Annotated in this window: 25 protein-coding genes; 12 read left to right on the top strand and 13 right to left on the bottom strand. The window is 60.5% G+C overall.

From position 1 onward, the window contains the following. Nucleotides 1-13 precede the first annotated feature (13 nt). On the bottom strand, nt 14-949 hold the full coding sequence (locus AB8B20_RS29970; protein WP_439070760.1) for an SMP-30/gluconolactonase/LRE family protein: 936 nt from the start codon (nt 947-949) through the stop codon (nt 14-16). A 179-nt stretch (nt 950-1,128) separates the two neighbouring features. Between AB8B20_RS29970 and AB8B20_RS29965 the strand changes: the two genes are divergently transcribed. From AB8B20_RS29965 to AB8B20_RS29955, 3 genes are all read left to right on the top strand, one after another. Beyond that, nucleotides 1,129-1,956, top strand: a complete 828-nt coding sequence (locus AB8B20_RS29965; RefSeq protein ID WP_439070759.1) for an enoyl-CoA hydratase/isomerase family protein — start codon at nt 1,129-1,131, stop codon at nt 1,954-1,956. A 173-nt stretch (nt 1,957-2,129) separates the two neighbouring features. After that, the gene (locus AB8B20_RS29960) at nt 2,130-3,356 is read left to right on the top strand and encodes an ABC transporter substrate-binding protein (RefSeq protein WP_120288995.1); all 1,227 of its coding nucleotides are present in this window, start codon (nt 2,130-2,132) and stop codon (nt 3,354-3,356) included. 198 nt (nt 3,357-3,554) lie between these two features. Next, entirely contained in the window at nt 3,555-4,748 is a 1,194-nt protein-coding gene (locus AB8B20_RS29955; protein ID WP_439070758.1) for an ABC transporter substrate-binding protein, read from the top strand. A gap of 12 nt (nt 4,749-4,760) precedes the next feature. On the opposite strand, the gene AB8B20_RS29950 is transcribed toward AB8B20_RS29955, so the two are convergent. Beyond that, nucleotides 4,761-5,141, bottom strand: coding sequence for a hypothetical protein (locus AB8B20_RS29950; RefSeq protein ID WP_439070757.1), 381 nt, complete (start codon nt 5,139-5,141; stop codon nt 4,761-4,763). Between the two features lie 118 nt (nt 5,142-5,259). On the opposite strand from AB8B20_RS29950, the gene AB8B20_RS29945 reads away from it, so the two are divergent. Beyond that, entirely contained in the window at nt 5,260-5,469 is a 210-nt protein-coding gene (locus AB8B20_RS29945) for a hypothetical protein (RefSeq protein ID WP_068732192.1), read from the top strand. Nucleotides 5,470-5,517: 48 nt separating this feature from the next. On the opposite strand, the gene AB8B20_RS29940 is transcribed toward AB8B20_RS29945, so the two are convergent. Next, nucleotides 5,518-6,657 (bottom strand): hypothetical protein, encoded by a 1,140-nt coding sequence (locus tag AB8B20_RS29940; RefSeq protein ID WP_439070756.1) that lies wholly within the window; start codon nt 6,655-6,657, stop codon nt 5,518-5,520. A gap of 274 nt (nt 6,658-6,931) precedes the next feature. Continuing rightward, on the bottom strand, nt 6,932-7,585 hold the full coding sequence (locus AB8B20_RS29935; RefSeq protein WP_439070755.1) for a glutathione S-transferase family protein: 654 nt from the start codon (nt 7,583-7,585) through the stop codon (nt 6,932-6,934). Nucleotides 7,586-7,765: 180 nt separating this feature from the next. On the opposite strand from AB8B20_RS29935, the gene phaZ reads away from it, so the two are divergent. After that, a complete protein-coding gene (gene phaZ, locus AB8B20_RS29930) occupies nt 7,766-8,989 on the top strand; it encodes a polyhydroxyalkanoate depolymerase (RefSeq protein WP_439070754.1) in 1,224 nt (407 codons plus the stop codon). Nucleotides 8,990-9,173: 184 nt separating this feature from the next. On the opposite strand, the gene AB8B20_RS29925 is transcribed toward phaZ, so the two are convergent. Both AB8B20_RS29925 and AB8B20_RS29920 read right to left on the bottom strand, forming a co-directional pair. Then, nucleotides 9,174-10,322 carry a helix-turn-helix transcriptional regulator gene (locus AB8B20_RS29925; RefSeq protein WP_439070753.1) on the bottom strand — a complete coding sequence of 383 codons (1,149 nt, stop codon included), beginning with the start codon at nt 10,320-10,322 and terminating at the stop codon, nt 9,174-9,176. Nucleotides 10,323-10,561: 239 nt separating this feature from the next. After that, nucleotides 10,562-11,740, bottom strand: a complete 1,179-nt coding sequence (locus AB8B20_RS29920; RefSeq protein ID WP_089267410.1) for an MFS transporter — start codon at nt 11,738-11,740, stop codon at nt 10,562-10,564. A gap of 63 nt (nt 11,741-11,803) precedes the next feature. Between AB8B20_RS29920 and AB8B20_RS29915 the strand changes: the two genes are divergently transcribed. Next, nucleotides 11,804-12,604 (top strand): AraC family transcriptional regulator, encoded by an 801-nt coding sequence (locus AB8B20_RS29915; protein ID WP_439070752.1) that lies wholly within the window; start codon nt 11,804-11,806, stop codon nt 12,602-12,604. Nucleotides 12,605-12,610: 6 nt separating this feature from the next. On the opposite strand, the gene AB8B20_RS29910 is transcribed toward AB8B20_RS29915, so the two are convergent. The 4 genes from AB8B20_RS29910 to AB8B20_RS29895 all read right to left on the bottom strand — a co-directional run bounded on the left by AB8B20_RS29910 (nt 12,611) and on the right by AB8B20_RS29895 (nt 16,251). Then, nucleotides 12,611-13,069 (bottom strand): RidA family protein, encoded by a 459-nt coding sequence (locus AB8B20_RS29910; protein WP_414716800.1) that lies wholly within the window; start codon nt 13,067-13,069, stop codon nt 12,611-12,613. A 34-nt stretch (nt 13,070-13,103) separates the two neighbouring features. Next, on the bottom strand, nt 13,104-14,771 hold the full coding sequence (locus AB8B20_RS29905) for an AMP-binding protein (RefSeq protein ID WP_439072979.1): 1,668 nt from the start codon (nt 14,769-14,771) through the stop codon (nt 13,104-13,106). 144 nt (nt 14,772-14,915) lie between these two features. Further along, nucleotides 14,916-15,734: an alpha/beta hydrolase gene (locus AB8B20_RS29900; RefSeq protein WP_439070751.1), complete on the bottom strand. Its 819-nt coding sequence runs from the start codon at nt 15,732-15,734 to the stop codon at nt 14,916-14,918. Between the two features lie 10 nt (nt 15,735-15,744). Further along, on the bottom strand, nt 15,745-16,251 hold the full coding sequence (locus tag AB8B20_RS29895; protein ID WP_170849792.1) for a MarR family winged helix-turn-helix transcriptional regulator: 507 nt from the start codon (nt 16,249-16,251) through the stop codon (nt 15,745-15,747). 338 nt (nt 16,252-16,589) lie between these two features. Here AB8B20_RS29895 and AB8B20_RS29890 point away from each other — a divergent pair, with 338 nt between their 5' ends. The 6 genes from AB8B20_RS29890 (at nt 16,590) to AB8B20_RS29865 (ending at nt 21,744) form a co-directional block, all read left to right on the top strand. Continuing rightward, nucleotides 16,590-17,762 carry an ABC transporter substrate-binding protein gene (locus tag AB8B20_RS29890; protein WP_439070750.1) on the top strand — a complete coding sequence of 391 codons (1,173 nt, stop codon included), beginning with the start codon at nt 16,590-16,592 and terminating at the stop codon, nt 17,760-17,762. A gap of 102 nt (nt 17,763-17,864) precedes the next feature. Then, entirely contained in the window at nt 17,865-18,785 is a 921-nt protein-coding gene (locus tag AB8B20_RS29885) for a branched-chain amino acid ABC transporter permease (protein ID WP_089267415.1), read from the top strand. Between the two features lie 12 nt (nt 18,786-18,797). Then, the gene (locus tag AB8B20_RS29880; RefSeq protein WP_439070749.1) at nt 18,798-19,781 is read left to right on the top strand and encodes a branched-chain amino acid ABC transporter permease; all 984 of its coding nucleotides are present in this window, start codon (nt 18,798-18,800) and stop codon (nt 19,779-19,781) included. Next, on the top strand, nt 19,778-20,530 hold the full coding sequence (locus AB8B20_RS29875) for an ABC transporter ATP-binding protein (RefSeq protein ID WP_439070748.1): 753 nt from the start codon (nt 19,778-19,780) through the stop codon (nt 20,528-20,530). The genes AB8B20_RS29880 and AB8B20_RS29875 overlap by 4 nt, the downstream gene beginning before the upstream one ends. Next, nucleotides 20,530-21,228, top strand: coding sequence for a branched-chain amino acid ABC transporter ATP-binding protein (locus AB8B20_RS29870; RefSeq protein WP_120288982.1), 699 nt, complete (start codon nt 20,530-20,532; stop codon nt 21,226-21,228). Before AB8B20_RS29875 ends, AB8B20_RS29870 begins: the two co-directional genes overlap by 1 nt. 60 nt (nt 21,229-21,288) lie before the next feature. Then, nucleotides 21,289-21,744, top strand: coding sequence for a cupin domain-containing protein (locus AB8B20_RS29865; RefSeq protein WP_089267419.1), 456 nt, complete (start codon nt 21,289-21,291; stop codon nt 21,742-21,744). Nucleotides 21,745-21,895: 151 nt separating this feature from the next. Here AB8B20_RS29865 and AB8B20_RS29860 read toward each other — a convergent pair whose 3' ends face one another. From AB8B20_RS29860 to AB8B20_RS29850, 3 genes are all read right to left on the bottom strand, one after another. After that, on the bottom strand, nt 21,896-23,146 hold the full coding sequence (locus AB8B20_RS29860) for a flavin-dependent oxidoreductase (protein ID WP_439070747.1): 1,251 nt from the start codon (nt 23,144-23,146) through the stop codon (nt 21,896-21,898). Between the two features lie 137 nt (nt 23,147-23,283). Further along, on the bottom strand, nt 23,284-25,635 hold the full coding sequence (locus tag AB8B20_RS29855) for a bifunctional salicylyl-CoA 5-hydroxylase/oxidoreductase (protein WP_439070746.1): 2,352 nt from the start codon (nt 25,633-25,635) through the stop codon (nt 23,284-23,286). A 264-nt stretch (nt 25,636-25,899) separates the two neighbouring features. Continuing rightward, a complete protein-coding gene (locus AB8B20_RS29850; RefSeq protein WP_439072978.1) occupies nt 25,900-26,742 on the bottom strand; it encodes an enoyl-CoA hydratase family protein in 843 nt (280 codons plus the stop codon). Nucleotides 26,743-26,787: the final 45 nt, after the last annotated feature.

The raw sequence follows: 26,787 nt of genomic DNA, 5'->3' as shown, positions 1-26,787 counted from the left end.
GATCGCGCTCGGGCTACTTGTTCAAGAAATTGAGCGGCAAGCCACCGCGCGGCCAGTCCATCGCGATCAGCTCGCCCTTGCCCGACATCGTGATATAGGCCGTCTTCAGCTCGGGGCCGCCGAATGCGATATTCGTGGTGACGCGGTCGCCAGTTTGTATCTGTTCCACCAATTTTCCGTCCGGCGCAATCACCGAGATGCAGCCGCTGACCAGCGTTGCGACGCAGACGTTGCCCGAAGCTTCGACCGCGAGAGAATCGAACATCTGGTAACCGCCGAGGCCCGTAATGGGACGGCCACGCTCGCCGCGATAGATCACATCAGCCGGCTTCACCTCACCGGGTGCACCGACGTCAAAGGCCCACAGCCGCGCCGTCGGCGTCTCGGCCACATAAACGGTCTTCTCGTCCGGCGACAGGCCGATGCCATTGGCCGGCAACATGCCGAAATGGCCTTCGACGACTTCGGTGGCACCCGGCTTCATGTAATAGAACGCGCCGACATCCATATCGCGATGACGACGCTTGCCGAGATCGGTGAACCAGAGCCCGCCCTGCTTGTCGAACACCAGGTCGTTCGGCCCCTTCAACGGATGCGCGCCGCATTTGTCGAACAGGGTTTCGACCTTGCCGTTAGCGAGGTCCACGCGCTGGATCGAGCCGCCGATATATTCATGCGGCTCCGGTGCGCCGGGCATGATGGCGCCGCGCGATGCCGCCCAGCTGAAACCTCCATTGTTGCAGAGATACATCTTGCCGTCCGGACCGAGCGCAGCGCCGTTCGGGCCGCCCGGGATTTTCGCGACCACTTCCTTGCGGCCATCGGGCCACACCCGCGTCAGTTGCTGCGCACGTATCTCGACGAGAATGACGGAGCCGTCCGGCATCACCACCGGGCCTTCGGGGAATGCGAGATCGGTGGCGAGGACGCGGATATTGGGGCTGGACATGGAAACTCCCTGACATTTTCTTGGTTTGTTATCGCACCTTGGGCAGGTGACGCAGCGTGGCCGAAGTAGAGCAAACATGTCCTGCGCTGCCAAGCCGCGCAAATGCATGGCCACTTGCGTGGAATTTCCATTCAGCTTTAGCTGCGGACAACGAAAACACAAAAATCCGAGGAAGCCCGATGCCGACCGACACCGCAGTTGCGCCTGAAGCCGATGACGAAGTACTCTACTCTGTCGCCGATGGCATCGCGACCGTCACGCTCAATCGCCCGCAACGGTTGAACACGATCTCCCGCGAGATGCTGTCGCAGCTCAGCAGCCTGTTTCTGAGAGCCGATGCCGATCCCGACGTGCGCGTCATCATCCTGACGGCCACCGGCCGCGCCTTCTGTGCCGGACTCGACATGGCCAGCGCCACCAAGGGCACCGGCATCGGCTCCGCCAATGACGCCAACAACAGCCGCAGCACGCTCGATCTCAAGACCGCGCCCCCGATCGTGATGTTCAACATGGAGAAGCCGACCATATGCGCCATGAATGGCGCCGCGGCCGGCTATGGCATGGACGTCGCGCTCGGCTGCGACATGCGCATCATGTCGGAGAGTGCCAAATTCGCCGCGGCCTTCGTGAAACGTGGCGTGGTGCCTGAATCCGGCGGCACCTGGTTTCTGCCGAGGATGATTGGCTGGGCCAAGGCAGCCGAGCTGATCTTCACAGGCCGCACACTGTCGGCGCGCGAAAGCCTCGAAATGGGCCTTACCAACGAGGTGGTTGATGATGCGGAATTGATGACGCGCGCCAATGCAGTGGCGGCCGAGATTGCCGCCAATGCGCCGCTCGCAGTGCAGGCCGCCAAACGCATGATGCGCTCAGGTCTGTCCGAGAGCTTTGGCGACCACGTCCATCACGTGTTCCTGCAATTGCTGCCGCTGTTTCGCACAGCGGATTTCCGCGAAGGCATGGCGTCGTTTCTTGAGAAGCGCCCAGCTAAATTCACCGGCAAGTGAGCGCGACGCACAAACATATCGGCGCGGTGTTGTGCGCCGCGTCATGCTTTGCTGATTAAGTCAGCTTTCCAACTTCAAGGCTTGGTGCATACTCCCGGCATTCGAGCCGCATAACAAAAGCCTGCATAGACGAGCCGATGCGGATGATCGAACCACAGGGAGGACACTTGACCATGCAGCATGACTGGAAAGTTCTGCGAGTGACTTTGCTCGCCGGCGTTGTCGTAGCGCTTACGTCCACCGCAAGCCACGCGCAGAAAAAATACGATACTGGCGCCACCGATACCGAGATCAAGATCGGCAACATCATGCCGTATAGTGGCCCGGCGTCCTCCTACGCGACGATCGGAAAAACCGAGGCCGCCTATTTCAAGATGATCAACGAGAAGGGCGGCATCAATGGCCGCAAGATCACCTTCATCAGCTATGACGACGGCTACAGCCCGCCGAAGACGGTGGAGCAAGCGCGCAAGCTGGTCGAGAATGACGAAGTGCTGTTCATCATGAACCCGCTGGGCACGCCGGGAAATACGGCGATCCAGAAATACATGAACACCAAGAAGGTGCCGCAGCTATTCGTCTCGACGGGCGCCGCGAAATGGGCCGATCCGAAGAACTTCCCTTGGACCATGGGCTGGCAGCCGAGCTACCAGGCCGAGGCGCGCATCTACGCGCAATACATCATGAAAAATCATCCCGGCAAGAAAGTCGGCGTGCTCTATGCCAATGACGACTTCGGCAAGGATTACATCATCGGACTGCACGAAGGCTTCGGCGATAAGGTCAAAGATTACATCGTCTCTGAGGTGCCTTACGAGACGGCGTCACCGACGGTGGATTCACAGATCGTGCAGATCAAGGCAGCCAATCCGGATGTCTTCATCAACATCGCCACGCCAAAATTCGCTGCACAGGCGATCAAGAAGGTCGGCGAGATGGGCTGGAAGCCCGTTCACATCGTCACCAATGTCTCGGCATCTGTCGGCAGCGTGATGAAGCCCGCGGGCTATGCCAACTCGCAGGACGTGCTCAGCGCGGCCTATATGAAGGATCCCAAGGATCCGACATGGAAGAACGATCCGGGCATGCTGGAATGGTCGGCCTTCATGGACAAATACTATCCCGAAGGCGACAAGGAAGACGGCGCCACCGTGTTCGGCTACGGCGTCTCGCAAGGTATCGTCCAGGTGCTCAAGCAATGCGGCGATGACCTCACCCGCGAAAACATCATGAAGCAGGCGGCGAGCCTGAATATGGAAATCGGCATTTACCTGCCGGGCACCAAGATCAAGACCAGCCCGACCGATTTCAGCCCGCTCGAACAGCTTCAGATGCAGCGGTTCAAGGGCGAAAGCTGGGAGCTGTTCGGCCCGCTGATGTCCGGCGAGAAGAACTCGTAAGCAATACGCTCCGGCGTCCCCTCTCCTGAGCCAGAGGGGACGCACGCGTGCTGAGCCACGCGCTCTCGTTGCTGGCCCCCTCTCCTCAATCGTGCATACTCGACGCAAGCCGCGGCGATCGATGGTCCACCCAGATGGACCGCACCGCGGACATACAGAACATCAGAGGAAACGATGCACAGGACACTGTCTCGCGGGATGTCTCTCGCGCTTTCCGCGCTCATGTTCGGCGCGCTCGCTACGCCATCTCACGCGCAGAAGAAATACGATCCGGGCGCCAGCGATACCGAGATCAAGGTCGGCAACATCATGCCCTATAGCGGGCCGGCATCTTCCTATGCCTCGATCGGAAAATCCGAGGCGGCCTATTTCAGGATGCTGAACGACCAGGGTGGCATCAACGGCCGCAAGATCACTTTCATCAGCTATGACGATGCTTACTCGCCGCCGAAGACGGTGGAGCAGGCGCGCAAGCTGGTCGAGAGCGACGAAGTGCTGCTGCTGTTTAATCCCTTGGGCACCGCGACGAATTCCGCGATCCAGAAATACATGAACATCAAGAAGGTGCCGCATCTGTTTGTGTCGTCGGGCGCCTCGAAATGGGCCGACCCAAAGCACTTCCCGTGGACCATGGGCTGGTCGCCCAGCTACCACAATGAGGGGCGCATCTGGGCCGCATGGATCCTGAAGAACCATCCCGATGCCAGGATCGGCGTGCTGTTCCAGAACGACGACATGGGGAAGGACTATTTCAGCGGCGTGCGCGAAGGGCTCGGCGACAAGGCTGACAAGATGATCACGGTACAGGCGAGCTTCGAGACCAGCTCACCGACAGTAGATTCGCAGATCGTCCAGATCAGGACCGCCAATCCCGATGTGTTCCTGAACATCGCCTCGCCCAAGTTCGCCGCGCAGGCGATCAAGAAGGTGGCCGAGCTGAACTGGAAGCCGGTGCAGATGCTGGTCAACGTGTCGCAATCGGTCGGCTCGGTGATCAAGCCCGCAGGCTTCGACAATGCGCAGGGCGTGATCAGCGCAGCCTATATGAAGGACCCCACCGATCCGCAGTGGAAGGACGATCCGACCATCAAGGAATGGCTTGCCTTCATGGACAGGTATTATCCCGACGGCGACAAGAACGACATCTACACGCTGTACGGCTTCGGCATCGCGCGCACGCTGGCGCATATCCTGGAGCGATGCGGCGACACGCTCACGCGAGAGAATGTGATGAAGCAGGCCACGAGCCTCGATTATGAGGTCGGCATCTTCCTGCCCGGTACCCGCGTCAAGACCAGCCCGACCGACTACAGCCCGCTGCAGCAGTTGCAGATGATGCGTTTCAAGGGCGAACGCTGGGAACTGTTCGGACCCGTGCTGAGCAGCGAGTAGGACGAAAGCGCTCTACTTCGCTGCATCCTTGGCAGGCGCTGGCGCATCCTTGGCCGCCGGCGCGTCTTTCGCGGCAGCCGGAGCTTCCTTCGCAGCCGGCGCCGGCTTCTTCTGCGCCGCCTGCAGCTCCTCCACCGTCTTCTGCAGGGCAACGACGGTAGCCTTCAGCGCTTCGATCTGCCGATTGGCCGCATCCAGCCGCTGTTGCTGATCAAGCCGCAGCTTGCCCAGCGTCTGCTGCAGGAAATTGACGTTGCTTTGCAGGCAGCTGGTGCGGCGCTCCATGGTCTTTTCGACCGTGCAGATCTCGATTCCCGGCACATCCTGCGCCTGCGCCTTGGCGGCGCCCAAAATGGTCAGCAATGTCATCGCAAGGATTGTTCGGCCGCGCATCGTTTTCCCCATCATGTCCGTCATGCCGCCAAGACCAAGCGGTGCTGGCGCCCGGCTGTCAACCAGGTGTGATGGGAACGAAGAAGATGTCCGCCCGTTCCTTGGACCGGAGCACCTCATGGCGACGCGTGAACGACGGCTGGCCGAATTCGATGGCCAGGGTGATCCTGAGCCTGATCAGGCGGTGCAAGTGTTGTGCGAGGACCACAGCGGCACCTATCAGCTGCCCTTCCCCTGCGTCTTCACAGATGGCGAATGGCGCAATGCCGAGACGGGCAGCATGGTCGAGGCACGCGTGGTCGGATGGCGGCTGCCACGTACAGCGTGAGGCCGTGTGCCTGCTTTAGGGGCGGCGGTGCACTGCGCCGACCGGCGCTTACGCGTACAGATAGCCGACAGGCTTGCCTTCGGTCCGCAGGGGGCGGATGTCCTTCTGTGTAATGATCTTGGCCGCCAGGCCGTCGATTTCATCGCGCTGGGTCGGCGTCCAGCTTCGAAGCTGCTCCATGCCCTTCAGAAGGCCAAGTCGAAGGACTTGCGTATTTTCGCCTATCCCGATGAGACTGGTCGAATTCTTGCCCGCCGTCACCACATCACCGGCCGCAAGTTCGAACGTCTTCCCAGCACTATCTACGAATTCGGCCGTGCCGCGAATGACGCGATAGATGACAACTTCACCTCTCGCGAAAGAGGCGGCATCCACGGCCGCCGCGGAGCTCTTCGGCAAGAGGGACTTGCCATGCGGATCGGTTGCGATGATGTGACCGGTGACAAGATGACCGCTCGGAGCCTCGATGCCAATATCGCGCACATAGACGGGCGCCGCCGACTTGATGGTGTCATCAGCCAGCAGCTTGAAGAGCGCGTCCAGTGCCAGCGGATCCTGAAGCCAGAAGCCTGCATCGTCCGGGCGATCATGCAGCGCATGGGTCCAGGCCATACGTGGCGTCTCGGCTTCGTTGATCTGATCCGGACCCACGATTGTCGGGTTCGGGAAGGTCGTCGGATCGGTTACGAAGGCTTCGAGAAACTTGCCGGAGTAGCCCATGGAGAGGGGATCGGGCACCACCGTCTGGGGCGTCTTCAGGTTCTCCTCGGTAGACAATCCCGACCAGGTGTAGAACAGCTGACGATGCACGATCGCGCTTTGCAGCATCACTGCGCCAGGGCCGACATTGTAGAAGCGCCCATCGTAATCGAAGGTGAACATGCCCGACGTGACCAGCACGAGCTGGAAGCCGCCTGGTGGCAGGTGGAGATGGAAATCGGTAGGGCCAGTATCTTCGCGATAGATCGGCAGATTGGTCGCGACCTCATGGAGCAGGAAAGTTTCGTTGTTGGCGTGAAAGCCCTCATTGGCGCGGCTATAAAGTGCCTGCGGGCGATAGGTCGCCTCGTATGTCGTGTCCTTGTGCCGATCGATCGCTACGAAATCCCCATAATTCAGGCGGAGAGGATCGCCGTTCGGGTGCTTAAGCCCAGGCCATTTGAGGTCGATCGCAGCATGGACATTCATGGGATCCTCCAACGTGTTTAAAAACACCCGGGGACCGAACTGTGATTGGCGTGCAATCGATCGGCAGCCAACGCAATGCGGCTCGCGAGAAATTGCTGCTATGCGAAAATCGCGCCAGCTGGCGTCAAAGGCGTTTTGATACCAATCGAGCTCGTTAGCAGGTGATCTGGCGGCCAAAGCGCGCAAATCCCCGGGCAAGGGCTACAAATTCTGGATACAAGTTGAGCACGCCCTGCCCGATCCGTAAGCCGGCATGGCGTTGCCGAACTATCAATCAGTACTCAACCTCGAGCTCTTCGATATCGGTAGGCTCCTGCCTGGCCGCGGCAATCCATTCCAGCATTTCGGGCAGGTTCATCACCATGCTGGCATAGGCTGATAGCTGCGGATCGAGCTTGACGCCATAGGTCGCGAAGCGCGTCACCACCGGCGCATACATGGCGTCCGCCATGCTGCGCGTGCCGAACAGGAAAGGGCCGCCGGACTTCGACAGACACTCGCGCCAGATCGTGCAGATCCGGTCGATATCGGCTTGTGCCCGCGACCAGATCTTGAAGTTCGGAAAATGCCCTTTGATGTTGACCGGCAGCGATGCCCGCAATGTCGTGAAGCCGGAATGGATTTCGCCCGAAATCGAGCGGCAATGCGCCCGCAGGATGCGGTCCGCCGGCAATAGCTTAGCTTCCGGCATGATCTCGTTGAGATATTCGGCGATTGCCAGCGTATCCCAGACCACCGCCCCTTCATGGCGCAGGCAGGGCACCAGGATCGATGAAGACAGCAACAGGATCTCGGCCTTGGCGGAGGCATCGTCCGGCGCCGTAACGACTTCGTCGAACTCAAGGCCTGAGAATTTTGTCAGCAGCCACCCTCGCAATGACCACGACGAGTAGTTCTTGCTGCTGATGGTGAGTGTCGCGTTGGCCATGATTTATCCCCCTTACGCTCGAACCCAGGCAGCCGGTCAGCCTTCGGGGTAACCGTTTCCCGGCTGCCCATTGCTTGTGCTGCTTTAATTTTATTCAGCAAACCACGTGCCAGTTTTCCAGACGAATTGACTCTTCTCTGGCTTCAATATTGCATAGCAATACAGCAGGGATAGCTCCGGATGATGTCAATGATGTATCAGGCCTACCAGAATCACATGGATCTGACAGCACCTTGGCGCACCGGTGCGTCTGCCGCATTAAAGTACCTCAATCTCGTCCCGGCCGGCACCTCCGAGAAACTGTTCGGCCGCCTCGCGGCAGCACTTGAGCTGATCTCGCGCTCCGCCCTCACCTATCATCGGCCCGAATTCGATATCGGCAAGGTGATAGTCGGCAACGCCGAGCATGAGGTGACGGAAGAAGTCACCTTCAAGACGCCATTCGGATCGCTGCTACACTTCAAGAAAGAGAATGCACCGGAGCAGCCACGCATGCTGCTGGTGGCGCCGATGTCCGGCCACTTCGCAACGCTGCTGCGCGGCACCGTGAAGACCCTGCTGCAGGATCATGACGTCTATATCACAGACTGGCACAACCCCCGCGACATACCGCTCGATCAGGGCAAGTTCGGCCTCGACGAATATACCGAGCACCTGATCACATTCATGAATGAGCTCGGCCCACGTTCCCACATGGTCGCGATTTGCCAACCGTCCGTGTCGGCGCTGGCTGCAGCAGCTATCATGTCGGAAGACAATCACCCCGCCCGCCCGGCAAGCCTGACACTGATGGCGGGCCCGATCGATACGCGCATTCAGCCGACCAAGGTCAACGAGTTCGCCAAGAGCAAGCCGTTAAAGTGGTTCGAAGAGAACATGATCAACTACGTGCCGTTCCAGTGCAAAGGCGCGTTCCGGCAGGTCTATCCCGGCTTCATTCAGTTGACTGCATTCGTCTCGATGAATCTCGAGCGGCACATCAAGTCACATGTCGATCTCGCCGAGCATCTCGCCAAGGGCGAGACCGAGAAGGCGGACGTCATCAAGACGTTCTATGACGAATATTTCGCCGTGATGGATCTGCCTGGAGAGTTCTATATCGACACCATCCGCGACGTGTTCCAGGAGCACCTGCTGCCGCAGGGCAAGCTGACCTACAAGGGCCGGACCGTGAACTGCGCATCGATCAAGCGCATGGGGCTGATGACGGTCGAGGGCGAGAAGGACGATATCTGCTCGATCGGCCAGACTTTGGCAGCTCAGGATCTATGCACCGGCGTTCGCGCCTATCGCAAAGTCCATCACATGCAGGCCGGTGTCGGCCATTACGGTGTATTCAGCGGACGCCGTTGGAACAACGAGATCTACCCGCTGCTGCGGGATTTTGTTCACGTGAATTCGTGAAACCCTGCGTTGTATACAAATAGTCGGGGCACTTCACCCAAATTGGTGACGCGGATGCCGCAGGAATAACCTACGTCGATACCGGGAATTGTTTCGCCGCTGCTTCAGCAGCATAGCAGCGGTTTCTTATTACCGCTTCGGCGGACCGTGTATTGACGACTGCACGATTTTTCACCGGACATACTTACGCATCAAGGCCGGCCATCGTGCCGGCCTTTTTCGTGGATTTTTCAGGCGTCTCCCGGTCCGGGATCAATTGAACTCGCGGCTGGCCCAGAAGCCGAACCAGGTCCACCTGCCGCTCGACGCCGGTTTTCAGGAAGACGGATTTCAGCTGGGTCCGCACAGTATTCAGGCTGACGCTCTGCATTTTCGAGATGGCGGTGACTGAGTTGCCATCGATCAAAAGGCTGGTGATCCGCGCTTCAGCCGGCGTCAAATCGAACAAAGCCTGCAGAAGCTCCGGACCCGGGCTGCGCTGCTGGTGGGTGATCGGCGTCAGGAGCAGGATCGACATAGCGCCCGCAAAAACATCGAGACCAGCCAAACGGAGCGGCAGCACATGCGCGATCAAGGGTGGGCTGTGCTCAGTCCCAGAAATTGGAATTGAACGGCCCGTTTTCAACAGAGATAAGGGCTTGCTCAGCGCCTCGATAAACATGGTCTGAGCGACCTGCGAGGCGAACTGCACCTGATCCTGCGCGCCAATGCCGACAATCGTCGTGCTGGAAATGAACCCAGGGTTGGCCGCGATAACGCGCCCCTCCTGACTGACCGCACTCGCGGGAAGGCCAATCATCTGAAGTGTCGCAACCGCCGTGCGGGCGCGTTCGAAGCCCAGACGACCGGACAGCACCGCCGCACGGGCCAGATGAGGCCGGAGGCCATCTAGTTGATCCGCCACAGCGCGTTCAACCGGCCCCTTGGCATAAGCCTTCTCCACCGAAATCACGAGCGTATCGCCGGAGGGAGACCGTACCGAGGTACCAGCGCACCAGCCGAGACCTGCCGGCCGGAGAATGTCCCGGTAGAAGCTCTCATTGTCGAGTTCTTCCATCGTGAACCGGTCCAGGTCCGTCAGAAACCACGGCTCGCTTTCCGCGATTAGTCTGGTGCTTCGTGGATTCTTGGTCGCGTAGGGACTTTTGGTCCAACGATCGATCCGCTCGCGAATTCTCTCGGATGACGTCCACCGCGGAATGCCGGGTGCGGATGCGAAAATCATCGCACCTTCGGCATCTGCCATCTCCGCTAGGCGATCAAACACCTGCGGCCAACGCTCCGGCAAAACTCCCGCTTCATAAATCTCGTCGACGAGCGTTTCAAAATTCACGGACGTATCCAGCAAAACGGTTTCCGGCGGCTCGCGTCTCGGTCATCACGGTCAGAAAGCAGCACCTATCATGCAACACCGCAGACACCAGACAATTCCCGAGACTATTCGGAAATCTGCGACCACGATGCTGATGTGCGCGAAATGCCACTTTCACCAGCCGCCGTTCAGGAGGCGAATGATATTCACCGCCTAACTAGACCGGTCTCGCGCTGCTCGCCAGTGTCAAGCGAGAGGTTTTATGCCAGAGGCGCTTTTGCCGGCGGCAACTCCCGCGGCAAAATCAATGCAGCGACGATCACCAGCGCCGACAAGGCGGCAAAGGCGTGCAACATCATGATGAAGCCACCCTGCTCGTACAACCACGCGACAAGCCCGACCGAGGCTCCCGCTGCGGTAAAGCCAACGAAATAACGCACGGCGTAGGCGCGCGACCGCCACTCCTCGCTTGTATACTTGCCGACGATCGCCTCGTTGACGGTGATCTGCCCGAACAGACCAATGATAATGCCGATCGCGACGACAATCAGTGAGATGTTCGATTGCGACGCTGCGAAATACAGGAACGGCGCGAGCACCAGCGACAACGGAACGCTCACCGCCTTCAGCGAGTGCTTATCGATCAGCTTGCCGATGTTGTACTGGGTTGCCGCGCCGAAGACATAAACGCAGGCGGCAATGATGCCGAGCAATGCCGGGCTGTCCGTCATGTCGGACAAACGCTCGGCAAACAGTTTTGGCAGCGCGACGGTGATGGCGTTGAAGACGGTGGAGATCGCGACCACCGTGACCAACAATGCAAGGATCACCCGCCACATGTCGGACTTCGCGACGCGCGCTTGCGCCGCGGCCTGTTTGAATCCCGAGCGATCTTCATGCGCGACCTCGCGCATGAAGACAACGCCGGCCGCGACGGTGACGAGGCCGGGAATGATGAAGGCCCAGCGCCAGCCGAGGAACTGACCGAGTACGCCGGTGATCAGTGCGGAAGACGCCACGCCGAAATTGCCGAACACGCCGTTGATCCCCATCGCGCTGCCGAGCTTGTCGGCATAGGAGACGATCATCGCCGTGCCGACCGGATGATAGATCGACGCGAACAGGCCAACCGAGAACAGCGCCGCACCAAGCTGCAAAGGTGTCTGCACCAGGCCGACAGCCATCATCGACAGACCGATGCCGTAGAAGAAGATCACCATCATATGGCGACGGCTCCAGCGGTCCCCGAGCCAACCGGTCACCAGCGAGCCGGCCCCAAACGCCATGAAGCCCGGCGTCGCATAGGGCAGCAGCTCGGTATAGGTCATATTCATGGCCGGACCCATCACGAGCACCGCTGCTGCAAAGATCAGCATCGCGTAGTGGTCGATGAAATGGGCGACATTAACGAGGGTGATGACCCGGCTAGGGACGTTCATGAATCGATTCCTTGGCAACCTTGGAATGCCGTTATATGAGCTTGCTCTAACGGGATGTTGCCAATGAATGTCGCAGAACCGCCAATCCTGGACTTATCGGAGCGCCGGCGCTCGGCGACCGACGGTGTCCACATCCTGGCGACGCGCTACCCCAAGGGTATCCGGCTGGACACTCATGCCCATCGCGAGGCGCAACTCGTGTTCGCCGCTGCGGGCACTATGCAAGTCACGACTCCAAAGGGCCGCTGGCTGGTGCCACCGGATCGCGCGGTCTGGGTGCCGGCCCACCTGCCCCACGCCATCGACGTTCTGGCCGACATCGAGATGCGCTCGCTGTATTTCAACGTCGACTGGCTGGCGCGGGATCGACGCAATGGCGATCTCGCAGCGGAGTTCGTGGTTCGCGTGTCGCGCCTGTTGCACGAGTCGATCCTGGCGCTATTCGATGGGCGCGATGACGTCACGCGCAATCAGCTGTTGATCGAGATTGCCATGCTCGAACTGCATCAGGCAGGCGATCCCACGACCTTCATGCCGCTACCGCAGGAGCCGCGCTGCCGACGCGCCGCGGAGATGGTGCTGGCCGATCCGACGCAGGCTTACGAGATCGAAACTTTGGCGCGCGCTGTCGGCACGTCTGCACGTACACTATCGCGGCTTTTTTCGGCAGAGACACAATTGAGCTTCAAGAGCTGGTGTCAACGCGCGCGGATCGCGGAGGCGATCGAGCGTCTGTCGATGAACCGCAACGCGTCGGTGAAGCAGCTCGCTGCCGATCTCGGCTATGCCAGCTTCTCGGCGTTTTCGCACGCGTTCCGGCAAGTGACGGGCAAGAGCCCGACAGAGTTTATCGAGGCGAAGTAGCGCCACTTAGCGCGGCACCACCGCAGTCGCCTCGATCTCGACGCGCGCAGCGAGTTCAACCAGACGCACGACCTGTACCAGCGCCATGGCCGGATAATGTGCGCCGAAAATCTCGCGATAGGCCTGACCGAGCGCTTTGAGATTGCCGAGATACTCTTCCATATCGACGACATACCAGGTCAGCCGCACAAGGTGCTCCGGCCTAGCGCCACCTTCCGCGAGGATGTCGGAAATGTTCTGCAGTGCCTGACGAACCTGCGACACGAAATCCGGCTTCAGCTTCTCCTCGGCATCCCAACCGATCACGCCGCCGGTCACGACGATGCGGCCATCGGCCGTCATGCCGTTGGCATAGCCCTTGGGCTTCGGCCAGCCACTCGGCTGCAATGCGCGCGAAACGGATGCTGCAACATCGCCCTTTGCGTTTGGCACCACGGTCAATGTCGGGCCTTTTGGTGCATTCACCGGGCAATCCTCCCTGAAAGAAACGTCTTCAAACTTATGCAGCCACGGTCGGTGACGCGCCCGCCGCGGCCTGCTGGCGAAGCGCAAAGCGCTTCAGCTTACCGGTCTCGGTCTTGGGCAGTTGCGTCACGAACTCGATGGCGCGCGGATATTTGTAAGGCGCGATCTCGCGCTTCACGTGGTTCTGCAACTCGGTCGCCAGCGCGTCGCTCCCTGCCTGACCGGGAGCGAGAACGACATAAGCCTTTACGATCATGCCGCGATCGGCATCGGGGCAACCGACAACGCCGCAATCGACCACGGCTTCATGGGTGAGCAACGCAGCTTCCACGTCGGGGCCGGCAATATTGTAACCCGCCGACACGATCATGTCGTCAGAACGTGACTGGTACCAGAAGTAACCATCCTCATCCATCAGGAAGGTATCGCCGGTGATATTCCAGCCGTTCTGCACGAATTTGAGCTGACGCGGATCAGCGAGATACTTGCAGCCCGTCGGGCCCTTCACGGCGAGACGGCCTAGCGTGCCGGGTGCCACTTCGTTGCCTTCGTCGTCAACGATCCTGGCGACATAGCCGGGCACCGGCTTACCCGTGGAGCCCGGGCAGATTTCCTCTTCGATGGCACAGATGAAGATGTGCAGCATTTCGGTGCCGCCGATGCCATCCATCAGCTTGATGCCGGTTGCCTTCAGCCACGCATCATAGGTGCCCTTCGGCAGCGTCTCGCCAGCGGAGACGCATTTGCGCAACGTCGAGAGATCGTACTGGTCGATCTTGCCGAGGATCGCGCGATAGGCGGTCGGCGCGGTGAAGCAGACCGTGACCTTGTGCTTGGCGACGGCCACAGGCAGCTCTTCCGGGCCGGCCTTCTCGAGCACCACGAAGGACGCACCGATATGCAGCGGGAACAGTACGCCGCCGAAGCCGAACGTGAAGGCCAGCGGCGCCGAACCGATGAAGCGATCTTCCGGGCTGGCGCGTAGCACATTGCGCGCAAAGCCGTCGCACACCGCAAGCATGTCGCGGTGGAAATGCATGGTGCCCTTCGGGTCGCCCGTTGTGCCCGACGTGAAGGCGATCAGGCAGATATCATCCGAGGCCGTATCGACCGCGGTGAATTCCGGGCTGGCCTCGGCGATCATCTTGTCGAGTTCGGCTTCACCGGCCCCCCAATAGACGACGCGCTTGAGCTCGGGCGAAACCGCCTTGGCCTTCTCCATCTCGTCCGACAGCTTGCTGTCGCATAACGCCAGCGAGATCTTCGCCTTCTGCAGCGGATAGGACAGTTCCTTGGCGCGCAGCAGCGGCATGGTCGACACGCAGACGCCGCCGGCCTTGATGATGGCGAGATAGGTCGCAACCATCATCGGATTGTTGGCCGAACGCAGCAGCACGCGACCGCCGGTAACCAGGCCAAGCTCGTTGACCAGAACGTTGCTGATCTTGTTCACGAGCTCATAGAGCTCGCGATAGGTGTAGCTCTCGTTCAGCCCGATCATGCACGGCGCATCGCCGCGCCCCTCGGCGACCCAGCGATCGAGAAACGGCACCACGCAATTGATGCGCGGCGGATAGTGAAATTCCGGCCGGGTGAAAAGAAACTCCGGTAGCTGTTCCGGCGGGGGCATATTGTCCCGCGCAAACGTATCAACATGCGCCGTATAAGGCTTTGTCAGCTGAGTATCAGCGGCCATTGCAATGCTCCCGTCACGTCAGATGCCCGGCAACGTCATCCAAATATCATTTTAGACTTAAAACAGTTTTCCGCAACTGCGGAGTCTTGGGGCACGCCGAAATTTTCGGCTGACAACGTCGATTTGCGCGGATTGTTTAGGCAAGTCAGCCTAAAGCGTGGCCAGCGCCTTTAGCCGCAGCACCATGGCGGACTGCGGATCGGCCAGCGGTGCGACGGCGGTAAAATGATTTGCTCCGGGAAGCGCCTCGAAGCGCGCGGGAATATGGGCACCCCAGGCATCGACAATGCTTTGGCTCTGCCGCAAATACTCGACGCCCTCGTCGCCGCCAACCACGGCATCGAGAGATCCGTGCGAAGGCGCCGGCCAGAACAACGGACTGACCTCACGGGCGCCGGCATCATTCAAATGCAATGCATTGTTGATGGACGTCGGCACCAGCGGCGCCAGATCGAACAGCCCAGAGATCGCATAGGCGCCGACAATCAGGTCCTGCGGCAGCGCGGAATCGAGCGCGCGCCAGTCCGTCGCCAGCATGCAGGCCGCGAGATGACCGCCCGCCGAATGGCCCGACACGACGAGCCGCCTGCCGAGCTTCGCCAGCTCGCGGGTCGCCGCACGCATCTGCGCGATGATATCACCGACCGAGACGTTCGGACACAAATCGTAGCTGGGGATCGCCACGCTGATGCCATGGCTGTTCAGCCCGCGCGCCAGATGGCTGAAGAACGAGGCATCCAGCGCCTGCCAGTAGCCACCGTGAATGAAGACGACAATCGGACCTTTGTCGCCGGCGGGAAAGTAGTCGATCGTGTGCCGTGCGCCTGAGCCATATGGAATGGCCCTCATCTGCACGCCGCTGTCGCGATAGGCTTTGGCGTCCTGTGCCCAGCCTGCGATCAGCGCAGAGCTTTCCGGGACTTTTGCGCGATTGTTGTATTCGGCTTCGAGATCGATCACTGCACTCACCGCGTCGCGTTTACGGCACCTTGCCGTTCGCTGCCTTTTGCGCCGCTTTCTGCGCAGAAGCCTTGGTCTTGGCCAGTAAACGCATCAGTTCGCGGACATCCTTCGGCGCCAGATCCGTGAAGATTTCAGCGATCCAGGTCTCGTGTTCTTCGGCCATCTTGCGGAACTCCGCGCGGCCTAGTTTGGTAAGCCGTATCACCTGCACCCGACGATCGGTGTCGGAGGTGCGGCGATCAACGTGGCCGGATTCCACGAGACGCTCGACCAGGCCGGTCACGTTGCCATTCGACACCATCATCCGCTTCGAGACATCCGACAGGGTCATACCGTCGGGCACCTTGTCGAGCTGGGCCATCAGGTCGAAGCGCGGCAGCGTGACATCGAAGCGCTCGCGCAAGCGGCTGCGGACTTCGCCCTCGATCAAGGTCGTACAGGTCAAGAGCCGGAGCCACAGGCGCAGCTCATCGCCGTGATCATCGGGAAGTTCGACGGCCTTGGTCTCGGAATCGAGAATCATGATGCAATCTTACCTGCTTGAAGCTCCTGCGGCGGCCGAGAGACCGGCAATCCACAATCTCGTACCGCCCCATACCGATCCTTTGACCTTCAAGGAATTTCCGTCCGACCGCAAGCCAAAACGCCGCAGCCTTGACCGCCGTCGATTTTGAATATTTCTTTAAGGTTCAAATAAATTGGCCTGCGGCTTGCATAGCCAAATCGACTGATTTCTTGAGCCTGCAGATCACTTACGCTGCTTGCGGCTGCCGCCGTGGTGAGCATAAGCTAGGCAAAAGAACAAATTTTGGGTTGGCGCATTTTTCGGCTGCCTGTCGCGGCCGAGTGGAGGAGAAGTTGATGAAGCAGTCTTTCAAACTGGCCGGTTTGGCCGCCCTGATGAGCGTCTCGGCTCTGCCGGCTATGGCTCAAGAGAAGATCAAGGTCGGCGTGATCGTGTCGCTGTCGGGCGCCGGTGCCGTGCTCGGTCAGCAGGCCCGCGACGGCTTCAATCTCGCGGTCAAGGATCTTGGCGGCAAGATGGGCGGCAAGGATGTCGAGGTCATCGTCGTCGATGACGAACTCAAGCCGGACGTCGCCGTGACCAAGGTCAAGGGCCTTCTGGAGCGTGACAAGGTCGACTTCGTCGTCGGTCCGATCTTCTCCAACATCCTGGGCGCGATCCACAAGCCGGTCACCGAGAACAAGACCTTCCTGATCTCGCCGAATGCCGGCCCGTCGAGCTACGCCGGCAAGGAGTGCAATCCGTACTTCTATGTGACGTCGTATCAGAACGACCAGATCCACCAGATCCTCGGAAACGTCGCCCAGAAGCGCGGCTACAAGAAGATCTATCTGATGACCCCGAACTATCAGGCCGGCAAGGACTTCGTCGCCGGCGTGAAGATGGACTTCAAGGGCGAGATTCTCGAAGAGTCTTTCATCCCGCTCGGCACGCTCGACTTCCAGGCCGAGCTCTCCAAGATCGCATCGATGAAGCCTGATGCCGTGCTCACCTTCATGCCGGGCGGCATGGGCGTGAACCTCGTCAAGCAGTACAAGCAGGCCGGCCTGCTCGACCGCATTCCGTTCCTGTCGACCTTCACCGTCGATGAATCGACGCTGCCGGCTCAGCAGGACGCGGCGATCGGCATGTTCGGTGGCTCGAACTGGGCACCGACCCTCGACACCCCGCAGAACAAGAAGTTCGTGGCAGAATACGAGAAGGCCTATAACAGCGTGCCGGCGACCTACGCCTTCCAGTCCTATGACGCGGCCATGCTGATCAACAGCGCCGTCGTTGCCGTGAAGGGCGACCTCTCGGACAAGGCCAAGGTGGCTGCAGCCATGAAGAAGGCCGACTTCCCGTCGATCCGCGGCGGCTTCAAGTTCAGCAACAACGGCTATCCCGTTCAGGACTTCTTCCTGACCAAGGTTGCCAAGCGCGCTGACGGCAAGTTCCAGACCGAGATCGTCGAGAAGGTGTTCTCGAACTACGGCGATCGCTACGCCAAGGACTGCGCTGCGCAGTAATCGCCCTGGCGATCACTCATCACCGGGCCGTTGCCGCGAAGGCGGGACGGCCCGGTGTTTTATCGGCCCGTGTTTATCTCAGTATAGAAACCAAGTTATCTGATGACCCTCACGCTTGCCCTCGTCCAGATCCTGAACGGCCTGCAGTTCGGATTGATCCTGTTCCTGATCGCCGCCGGCCTCACGCTGGTGTTCGGCGTCATGGACTTCATCAATCTTGCACATGGCGTGCAATACATGGTCGGCGCCTATCTGGTCGCCGCCTTCACCGCCATGACCGGAAGTTTCGTCGCCGGCCTCGCACTGGCGCTACCAGCAGCCCTGATTTTCGGGCTCCTGCTGGAGGTCCTGATCTTTCGACATTTGTATGATCGCGACCATCTCGATCAGGTGCTCGCCACCTTTGGGGTCATCATCTTCCTCAATCAGGCTGTGAAATACATCTGGGGCGCTGCGCCGCTAAATGTTGCAATTCCTGACGCGCTGTCGGGCGCGGTCGAGATCACCGACGGCATGCTATATCCGGTGTGGCGTCTCGTCATCATCGCCGTCGGTCTTGCTGTCGGCCTCGCGCTCTATCTCGTCGTCAACAAGACCAAGCTTGGCATGCTCGTGCGTGCCGGCGCCAGCAACGCTGCCATGGTCTCCGCGCTGGGCGTCAACATCCGCCTGCTCTTCACCATCGTGTTCGGCGTCGGCGCCATGCTTGCGGGCTTCGCCGGCGCCATGGTTGCACCGATCCTCTCGGTAGAGCCCGGCATGGGCGACAACGTGCTCATTCTTGCTTTCGTGGTGATCGTCATCGGCGGCATCGGCTCGATCCGCGGTGCCTTCATCGCGGCGCTGCTGATCGGTCTCGTCGATACGCTCGGACGTTTCTTCGCGCCCACGCTGCTCAAGCTGCTGCTCGATCCCTCGGCGGCCAGCCAGACCGGCCGCGCCATTGCGCCGATGCTGATCTATATCCTGATGGCTGCGGTGCTGTTCTTCCGGCCATCCGGCCTGTTCCCGTCCAAGCAGTAACGGGAGCAGATCATGAACAATCTCGTCGACCTCGACCCTACCCCTGCTCTCGCTACGCCGCCGCGTGCCAGGCGCGCCTATGTATTACCGTTGATCGTTTTCGCGATCTTCGCCCTGGTGCCGCTCTCGGTGTTGTGGGGATCGCAAAGCTTCATCCTCGCGCTAATCACACGCATCATGATCCTGGCGCTGGCTGCCATGTCGCTCGATCTGCTGATCGGCTACGGCGCCATGATCTCATTCGGCCATGCCGCCTATGTCGGCCTCGGCGCCTACAGCGTCGCGATCCTTGCCAGCCACGGAATCACCGACGGCTTCATCCAGCTTGCGGTGGCGCTCGGCGTCTCCCTCCTCTTCGCTCTCTTCACCGGCGCGATCTCGTTGCGAACCAAGGGCGTCTATTTCATCATGATCACGCTGGCTTTCGGCCAGATGCTGTTCTTCCTCGGCACTTCGCTGGCTGCCTATGGCGGCGACGACGGGCTGACGCTGGCCTCGCGCAGCATGTTCTTCGGCTCCAAGTTCCTAAAGAACGACGTGGCAATGTATTATGTCGCCTTCGGCGTGCTGCTCGGCGCTTATCTGCTGCTCCGCGCTATCGTCGCGTCCCGCTTCGGTCGGGTGCTACGCGGCATTCGCGAGAATCCCGTACGCATGGAAGCGATCGGCTTTGCGCCGTATCGCTATCAGCTCACGGCCTATGTCATTGCCGGCATGATTGCTGGCGTGTCGGGCTTTTTGCTGGCCAACCAGACCGAGTTCGTCAGCCCGGCCTATACGGCCTGGCAGCGCTCTGGCGACTTGATCTTCGTACTCGTGCTCGGCGGTCTCGGCTCACTGCATGGCGCGATCATCGGCGCAGCCGTGTTCAGCCTGCTCGCAGATATCCTGTCGCATTACACGGAGAACTGGGCACTGATCTTCGGACCCATCCTCATTCTCGTCGTGCTCTATGCCCGCGGCGGCATCACCGGACTGTTCGGGAGCAAGTCATGAGCGGCGCTCCGCTTCAGCTGCAGAACATCTGCAAGAACTACGGCGCCCTGCGCGTCACCGACGATGTGTCGCTGAACATCGAAGCCGGCGAGTTGCACGCCATCATCGGCCCCAACGGTGCCGGCAAGACCACGCTGATCCACCAGATCTCCGGTCATGCACAATCAGACTCCGGCCGTATCATCTTGGATGGACAGGACGTTTCGCGTTTGCCGATGGCGGAGCGCGCGCGGATGGGCCTGGTGCGCTCGTTCCAGATCACCTCGATCCTGCCACGCTTCTCGGCGCTAGAGAATGTCGCCATCGCCGTGCAGGCGCGCAGCGGCTCGAGCTTCAGTTTCTTCGGCAATGCATGCAAGGAGCCGGCGCTGAACGACAGCGCCATGACCCTGCTGTCGCGCTTCGGCCTCGCCGCTCGCGCAGGCGTGCCGGCTGGGCAGATGTCGCATGGCGAGAAACGCCAGCTCGAAATCGCCATTGCGCTGGCTGCAAAGCCGAAGCTGCTGCTGCTCGACGAACCGCTCGCCGGCACCAGCCACGATGAATCGCAGCGACTGATCAACACGTTGCAGGAACTGCGCAAGGAGCTTCCCATCGTGCTGATCGAACACGATATGGACGCCGTGTTCGCACTGGCTGACCGCGTCTCGGTCCTTGTTTACGGCCGCATCATCGCCTCCGGTTCGCCGCAGAGCATTCGTGACAATGCGGAAGTCCGCGCTGCCTATCTCGGCGAGGAGGCCGCCTGATGCTCTCAGTCTCAAATCTCCAGGCGGCTTACGGCGCGGCCAAGGTGCTGTTCGATATCTCACTCACCATCAATGCCGGTGAAGTCGTTACCCTGCTCGGTCGCAACGGCATGGGCAAGACGACCACCATCAACGCCATCATGGGCCTGATCCATCCAACCGGCGGCACCGTCACATTCGACGACAAGCCGATGGCCGGGTTGCCGTCCTATCGCATCGCCCAGGCAGGCATCGGTCTCGTGCCCGAGGGCCGTCAGATCTTTCCGACGCTGACCGTCGAGGAAAACCTGGTCGCTACCGCCGCCGTGCGGCATCCGCCGGCACGCTGGACGCTGGACAAGATCTACGAGCTGTTTCCGCGCCTCAAGGAACGTCGCAGCAATCTCGGCACGCAGTTGTCGGGCGGTGAGCAGCAGATGCTGGCCGTCGGCCGCGCGCTGATGACCAATCCGAAGCTGCTCATTCTCGATGAAGCCACCGAAGGCCTCGCCCCGCTCATTCGCCTTGAGATCTGGAATTGCCTGAAGAAGCTCAAGGCCGAGCGTCAGTCCATTCTGGTGATCGACAAGAATGTCGATGCGCTCGCCGGCTTCGCCGATCGTCATGTAGTGATCGAAAAGGGCCGCGTCGTGTGGACCGGCACATCCGAGCAGCTCAAGAACGACTCCACCGTGAAGGACCGTTTCCTCCACGTTTGATCAATTGTTTTCGAGTACCACCCGACGCGTCGTAATGCGTGACCCAAGGAAGGACCAACCATGAAAACCGAGATCGCCGGCATCACCCGCGCCAATGAAGGCATGCAGGGCATCACCTGGAACATCCTCGGCCAGACCTATGTGCCGAAGAACTGCACCGAGGATTCGTTCTCGTGGCACGCCACTTTCCCGCCCGGCACCTTCGTGCCGCCGCACATCCATCCCGACCAGGATGAGTATCTCTACATTCTCGAAGGCAAGCTCGACTTCTTCCTCGGCGGCTCCGAAACTTCGGCCACGCCGGGCGATCTGGTGCGCCTGCAGCGCGGAATTCCGCACGGCATCTTCAACAAGTCCGATCAGAACGCCAAGGTGCTGTTCTGGGTTTCGCCGAGCCGCCGGCTGTATGACCTGTTCTGGGCGATCCACAACATGAAGGAGCAGAAGCCCGAGGACGTTGTGGCGCTCGCCGCCGAATACAACATCCACTTCCTCCCGCCGCCTCCCGGCGCGTAAGCGCGGCTCTTCGTTCAGGCCACATACCATCATCGACGTCATGGCCGGGCTTGTCCCGGCCATCTACGTCTTAAGCGGCGCCCAAAACGTGGATGCCCGGGACAAGCCCGGGCATGACGAAAGCTAAATTCTCGATTTGCAGCGAGCTAGATCAGCCGTTCACCACGGCAAGTCCTGGCGACGCCGCGAACCCTGCCTTGTGCGCATAGCCCTTCACGATAGCTTCGCGCTGGGCGTAGCTCAGGACGTTCTCGACATTGTCGAAGCCATCCGGCGCGATCTGCTCGACAGCATCGATCACGCCTTCCGGGCCACCGCGGCGGTTGGAGCGCACGATCTCCGCGGTCATCGGCAGGCGCTTGCGCTCATAGGCCATCAACGCCTGGCGCGGATGCTCAGCATGAGCCAGCGAGTCGGCCAGCGCGCGCGCGTCGAGGATCGCCTGCGAGGCGCCGTTGGAGCCGACCGGATACATCGGATGCGCGGCGTCGCCAAGCAGCGTGACGCGGCCGCCAGACCAATATGGCAGGGGATCGCGGTCGCAGCAGGGATACTCCCAAAACTCAGACGTCGCCGTGATCAGCGCCGGCACATCGATATGCGGCACATTGAAACGCGCCACATGCGGCATCAATTCGTCGCGCTTGCCGGGGCGTGACCAGTCCTCGCGGCGCGGCGGCAATGTGCCACCCTCGCCGGTCTTCACCAGCACCGCCCAGTTGGTCAGCCGGTTGCCCGGCGTCTCACCCTCGGCGATCGGATAGACCACGACCTTGGCATGGAGACCGCCGGCGACGATCATGGAATTGCCCGTGAGGAAGGCCGGCCAGTCGCGCGCACCGCGCCACAGCATCAGGCCATTCCAGACCGGATGTCCTTCATTCGGGAACAGCGTGCTCCGAACCTTGGAGTGGATACCATCAGCGCCAATCAGGATATCGCCGCGCGCGGTTTCGACATGGTTGTTATTGCGATCGAAGAAATAAGCGGTGACACCACCTTCGTCTTGCGTGAAGTGACCCAGGCGACGACCGGTGTGAATCGCCTCGGCGCCAAGGCGCTCTTCCACCGCACGATGGATCGCACTCTGCAGGCGGCCGCGATGGATCGAGAATTGCGGCACGTCATGGCCGGCGCCGAAGCCGCGCTTCTCGCGCCAGACTTCCTGCCCGTGACGGTTGAGATAATGCAGCTCATCGGTGCGGATCGCCACCGCATCGAGGCGATCGAGCAGACCGAGACCAGCGAGTTCGCGGATCGCGTGTGGCAGCGTGTTGATGCCAACGCCGAGTTCGCGGATTGAGTCAGCCTGTTCGTAGAGTTCGCAATTGATGCCCCGCGCCCGCAGCATCAAGGCGGTGGTCAAACCGCCAACGCCGCCACCCACGATGATTGCTTTCATCAGCCCAACTCCACTCGATACAATGCCGTAGGATGGGTAGAGCCCTTGCGAACCCCATCAACGATACGCGCCGCAGTCATGGGTTTCGCTTCGCTCTACCCATCCTACGATTGTGATCAATAAACTCGCATGCCCAGTCATTCAGCTGCAAGTGGCTTTGCCGCCTCCGCACGCATCTCGGCGCGGGTCTTCGGCTTAGCCTTAATTTTCAGGTCTTCGAAATCCTGCTTGTCCCTGACGCTGTTGCGGAAAATCTGGTCCTTGCCGGGCATATATTGTGGCGGGCAATAGGCGTCCTTTGCACCATACCAGGCCGCCGCCTTGATGGTGAAGGACGGGTCAGTCAGGTGCGGACGGCCGAGCGCGACGAGATCCGCGCGGCCGGCGGCCAGGATCGTGTTGACCTGATCCGCTGACGTGATGTTGCCGACGCACATGGTGGCGACGCGCGCCTCGTTGCGGATTTGATCTGAAAACGGCGTCTGGAACATGCGACCGTAGATCGGCCGTGACTCCTTGACGGTTTGCCCCGTCGAGATGTCGACGAGGTCGACACCGGCTTCGGCGAAGGCACGGGCGATCTGCACCGCATCGTCACCGGTGTTGCCACCTTCGGCCCAGTCGGTCGCCGAGAAGCGAACCGACATCGGCTTGTGTGCCGGCCATGCCGCACGCATGGCCTCGAACACTTCGAGCGGAAAGCGCAGCCGGTTCTCAAGGGAGCCGCCATATTCATCGGTGCGCTTGTTAGTCAGCGGCGACAGGAAGCTCGCCAGCAGATAGCCGTGCGCCGTGTGCATCTCGAGCATGTCGAAGCCACAGCGCTCACCGCGGATCGTGGCGGCTACGAACTCCGCCTTGACGCGGTCCATACCGGCGCGATCGATTTCCGCGGGTACCTGACTGTCCGGGTAGTAGGCCAGCGGCGACGCCGACACGATGTCCCAAGCGCCATCGGCGAGCGGGCGGTCCATGCCGTCCCACATCAGCTTGGTCGCGCCCTTGCGACCGGCATGGCCGAGCTGCAGACAGATCTTCGCAGCCGACGTGCTATGCACAAAATTGACGATGCGTTTCCATTGCGCTTCCTGCTCGTCGGTCCACAGACCAGCACAGCCGGGGGTGATGCGTGCGTCACGGCCGACGCAGACCATTTCGGTGAAGACGAGACCGGCGCCGCCAATGGCACGCGAGCCATAATGCACCAGATGGAAATCGTTCGGCACGCCCTCTTCCGCCGAATACATGCACATCGGCGACACTACGGCGCGATTGGCAAGCACCATATCCCGCATCTTGAACGGCTGAAACATCGGCACTTCCGGCTTATCGACATCGACGTCGAAGCCCTGCGCCTGCACCTTCTGCGCAAACGACTTGTCGACTTCCTTGACGAAGTCCGGCGCGCGCAGCGTCAGGTTATCGTAGGTAATCGCCTTGGCACGGGTCATGACGCCGAAAGCGAACTGCACGGGGTCGAAATCCCAAAAGCGATCCACGTGCTCGAACCAGACCAGCGACACGTCCGCTGAATGCTGGATCTTCTCGACCTCCTCGCGGCGACCGTGTTCGTAGTCGTGCAACCCGGCCTCGACAGTGGGCGCCTTCGCCATCGCATCATGCAGCGCGATGGCATCCTCCATGGCGAGCTTGGTGCCCGAACCAATGGAAAAATGTGCCGTCGCCTTGGCGTCGCCGAGCAGCACCATGTTGTCCTTGACCCAGCGCTTGTTGCGGATCATCGGGAAGTTGCGCCACATCGAACGGTTGATCAGCAGCTTGTGGTCACCGAGGAACCACTTGAAGATCTCATGCATCCGATCGGCGGATTCCTGCTCGCCGAGGCCTTCCAGGCCGGCGCGCTTGAAGGTCTCAGGATCGGTCTCGAAGATCCAGGTCGAGCGGCCTGCCTCATACTGATAGGCATGGGCGATGAACGGACCCCACTCGGTCTCCTGGAACAGGAAGGTGAAAGCATCGAGCGGCTTGGTTGAACCCATCCAGGTGAACTTGTTCGAGCGCAAATCTACTTCGGGCGCGAAGTGCTCGATATATTTGTTACGGAAGTGGCTGTTGATACCATCAGCCAGCACGATCAGATCGGCATCGGCGAAACGTGCTTCGTCGGTGATATCGACTTCGAACAGCAGATGGACACCGAGTTCGCGGGCACGGTCCTGGAGGATCATCAGCAGCGTGCGGCGCGAACAGCCGCAGAAGCCGTTGCCGCCGACGCGGTGGACCGTGCCGCGAAAGTGCACGGCGATATCATCCCAGTAAGCGAATTCCTGGGTGATGCGCTGATAGCTTGGAAGATCGTATTTCTCGAAATTATCGAGGGTGGCGTCGGAAAACACCACGCCGAAGCCGAAGGTGTCGTCGGGACGGTTGCGCTCGTAAACCGTGATCTCTGCCTGCGGCCGCTGCTTCTTCAGCAGGATCGCAGAATAGAGGCCCGCCGGCCCGCCACCGATAATCGCGATCTTCATGACAACCTCCGCAGTCGTGCCTGGATGGAGATATTTTAAACCTAAAACAATTCCTGGCAAGCCTGACAAACCGGCAATTCGCCAGCTTTGATGCACATCAAATTATCAGTCGGCGCGATGCATCTTGAATTTGCTCGCGCCCGCGCGAGGCGACTTGTTGAAACTCTGTCATGGCCGGGCCTGACCCGGCCATCCATCTTACCACCCGCATTGCCGCCAAAGATGGATGCCCGGGTCAAGCCCGGGCATGACGGTGCGTGTGTCTCAATTACCCTCGAACTTCGGCTTCTGCTTGTTCGCGAAGGCATGGAACGCCCGGGCGAAATCCTCCGTGGTCATGCACAGTGCCTGCGCCACCGCCTCGGCTTCGATCGCCTCTTCGACCGACATCGCCCATTCCATCGACAGCATGCGCTTGGTCATGGTGTTGGCATAGGTCGGGCCTTCGGAAATCTGCCTGGCCAGTGTCTGCGCCTGGCTCAGCACCTCCGCCGGCGCGACGATGCGGCTGAAGAAGCCCCAGCGCTCGCCCTCCTCGGCCGTCATGAAGCGGCCGGTATAGAGCAGCTCCGAGGCGCGGGACTGACCGATGATGCGCGGCAGGATCGCGCAGGCGCCCATGTCGCAGCCGGCGAGGCCTACCTTGTTGAACAGGAATCCGACCTTGGTGCCGGTCGCAGTCAGACGCATGTCGGAGGCCATCGCCATGATGGCGCCGGCGCCGGCACAGATGCCTTCCACTGCGGCGATGATCGGCTGCGGGCAGGCGCGCATCGCCTTGACCAGATCGCCGGTCATGCGCGTGAAGGCCGTCAGATCCTTGGTGTTCATCTCAATCAACGGGCCGATGATTTCGAATACGTCGCCGCCCGACGAGAAGTTGCCGCCGGCACCGGTGACGACCACAACCTTGACGTCGTCATCCATCGCACAGGCGCGGAAGAAATCCGTCAATTCGCGGTAGCTCTGGAAGGTCAGCGGGTTTTTACGCTCGGGCCGGTTCAGCGTCACCGTCGCGATGCAATCGGCCACCGCCAGCAGGAAATGCTCAGGCTTGAACTCGGCCAGCGGCAGCGTGACGGGATTGGCGACCTTGTTCTTGACCATGACTGACATATTGGCTCCCAGTAATTCGTTCGGTTCTTGTTGTTG

Source organism: Tardiphaga sp. 866_E4_N1_4, assembly GCF_052076075.1.
Classification (GTDB): Bacteria; Pseudomonadota; Alphaproteobacteria; order Rhizobiales; family Xanthobacteraceae; genus Tardiphaga; species Tardiphaga robiniae.
This window is presented reverse-complemented; position numbering and strand designations above follow the sequence as displayed.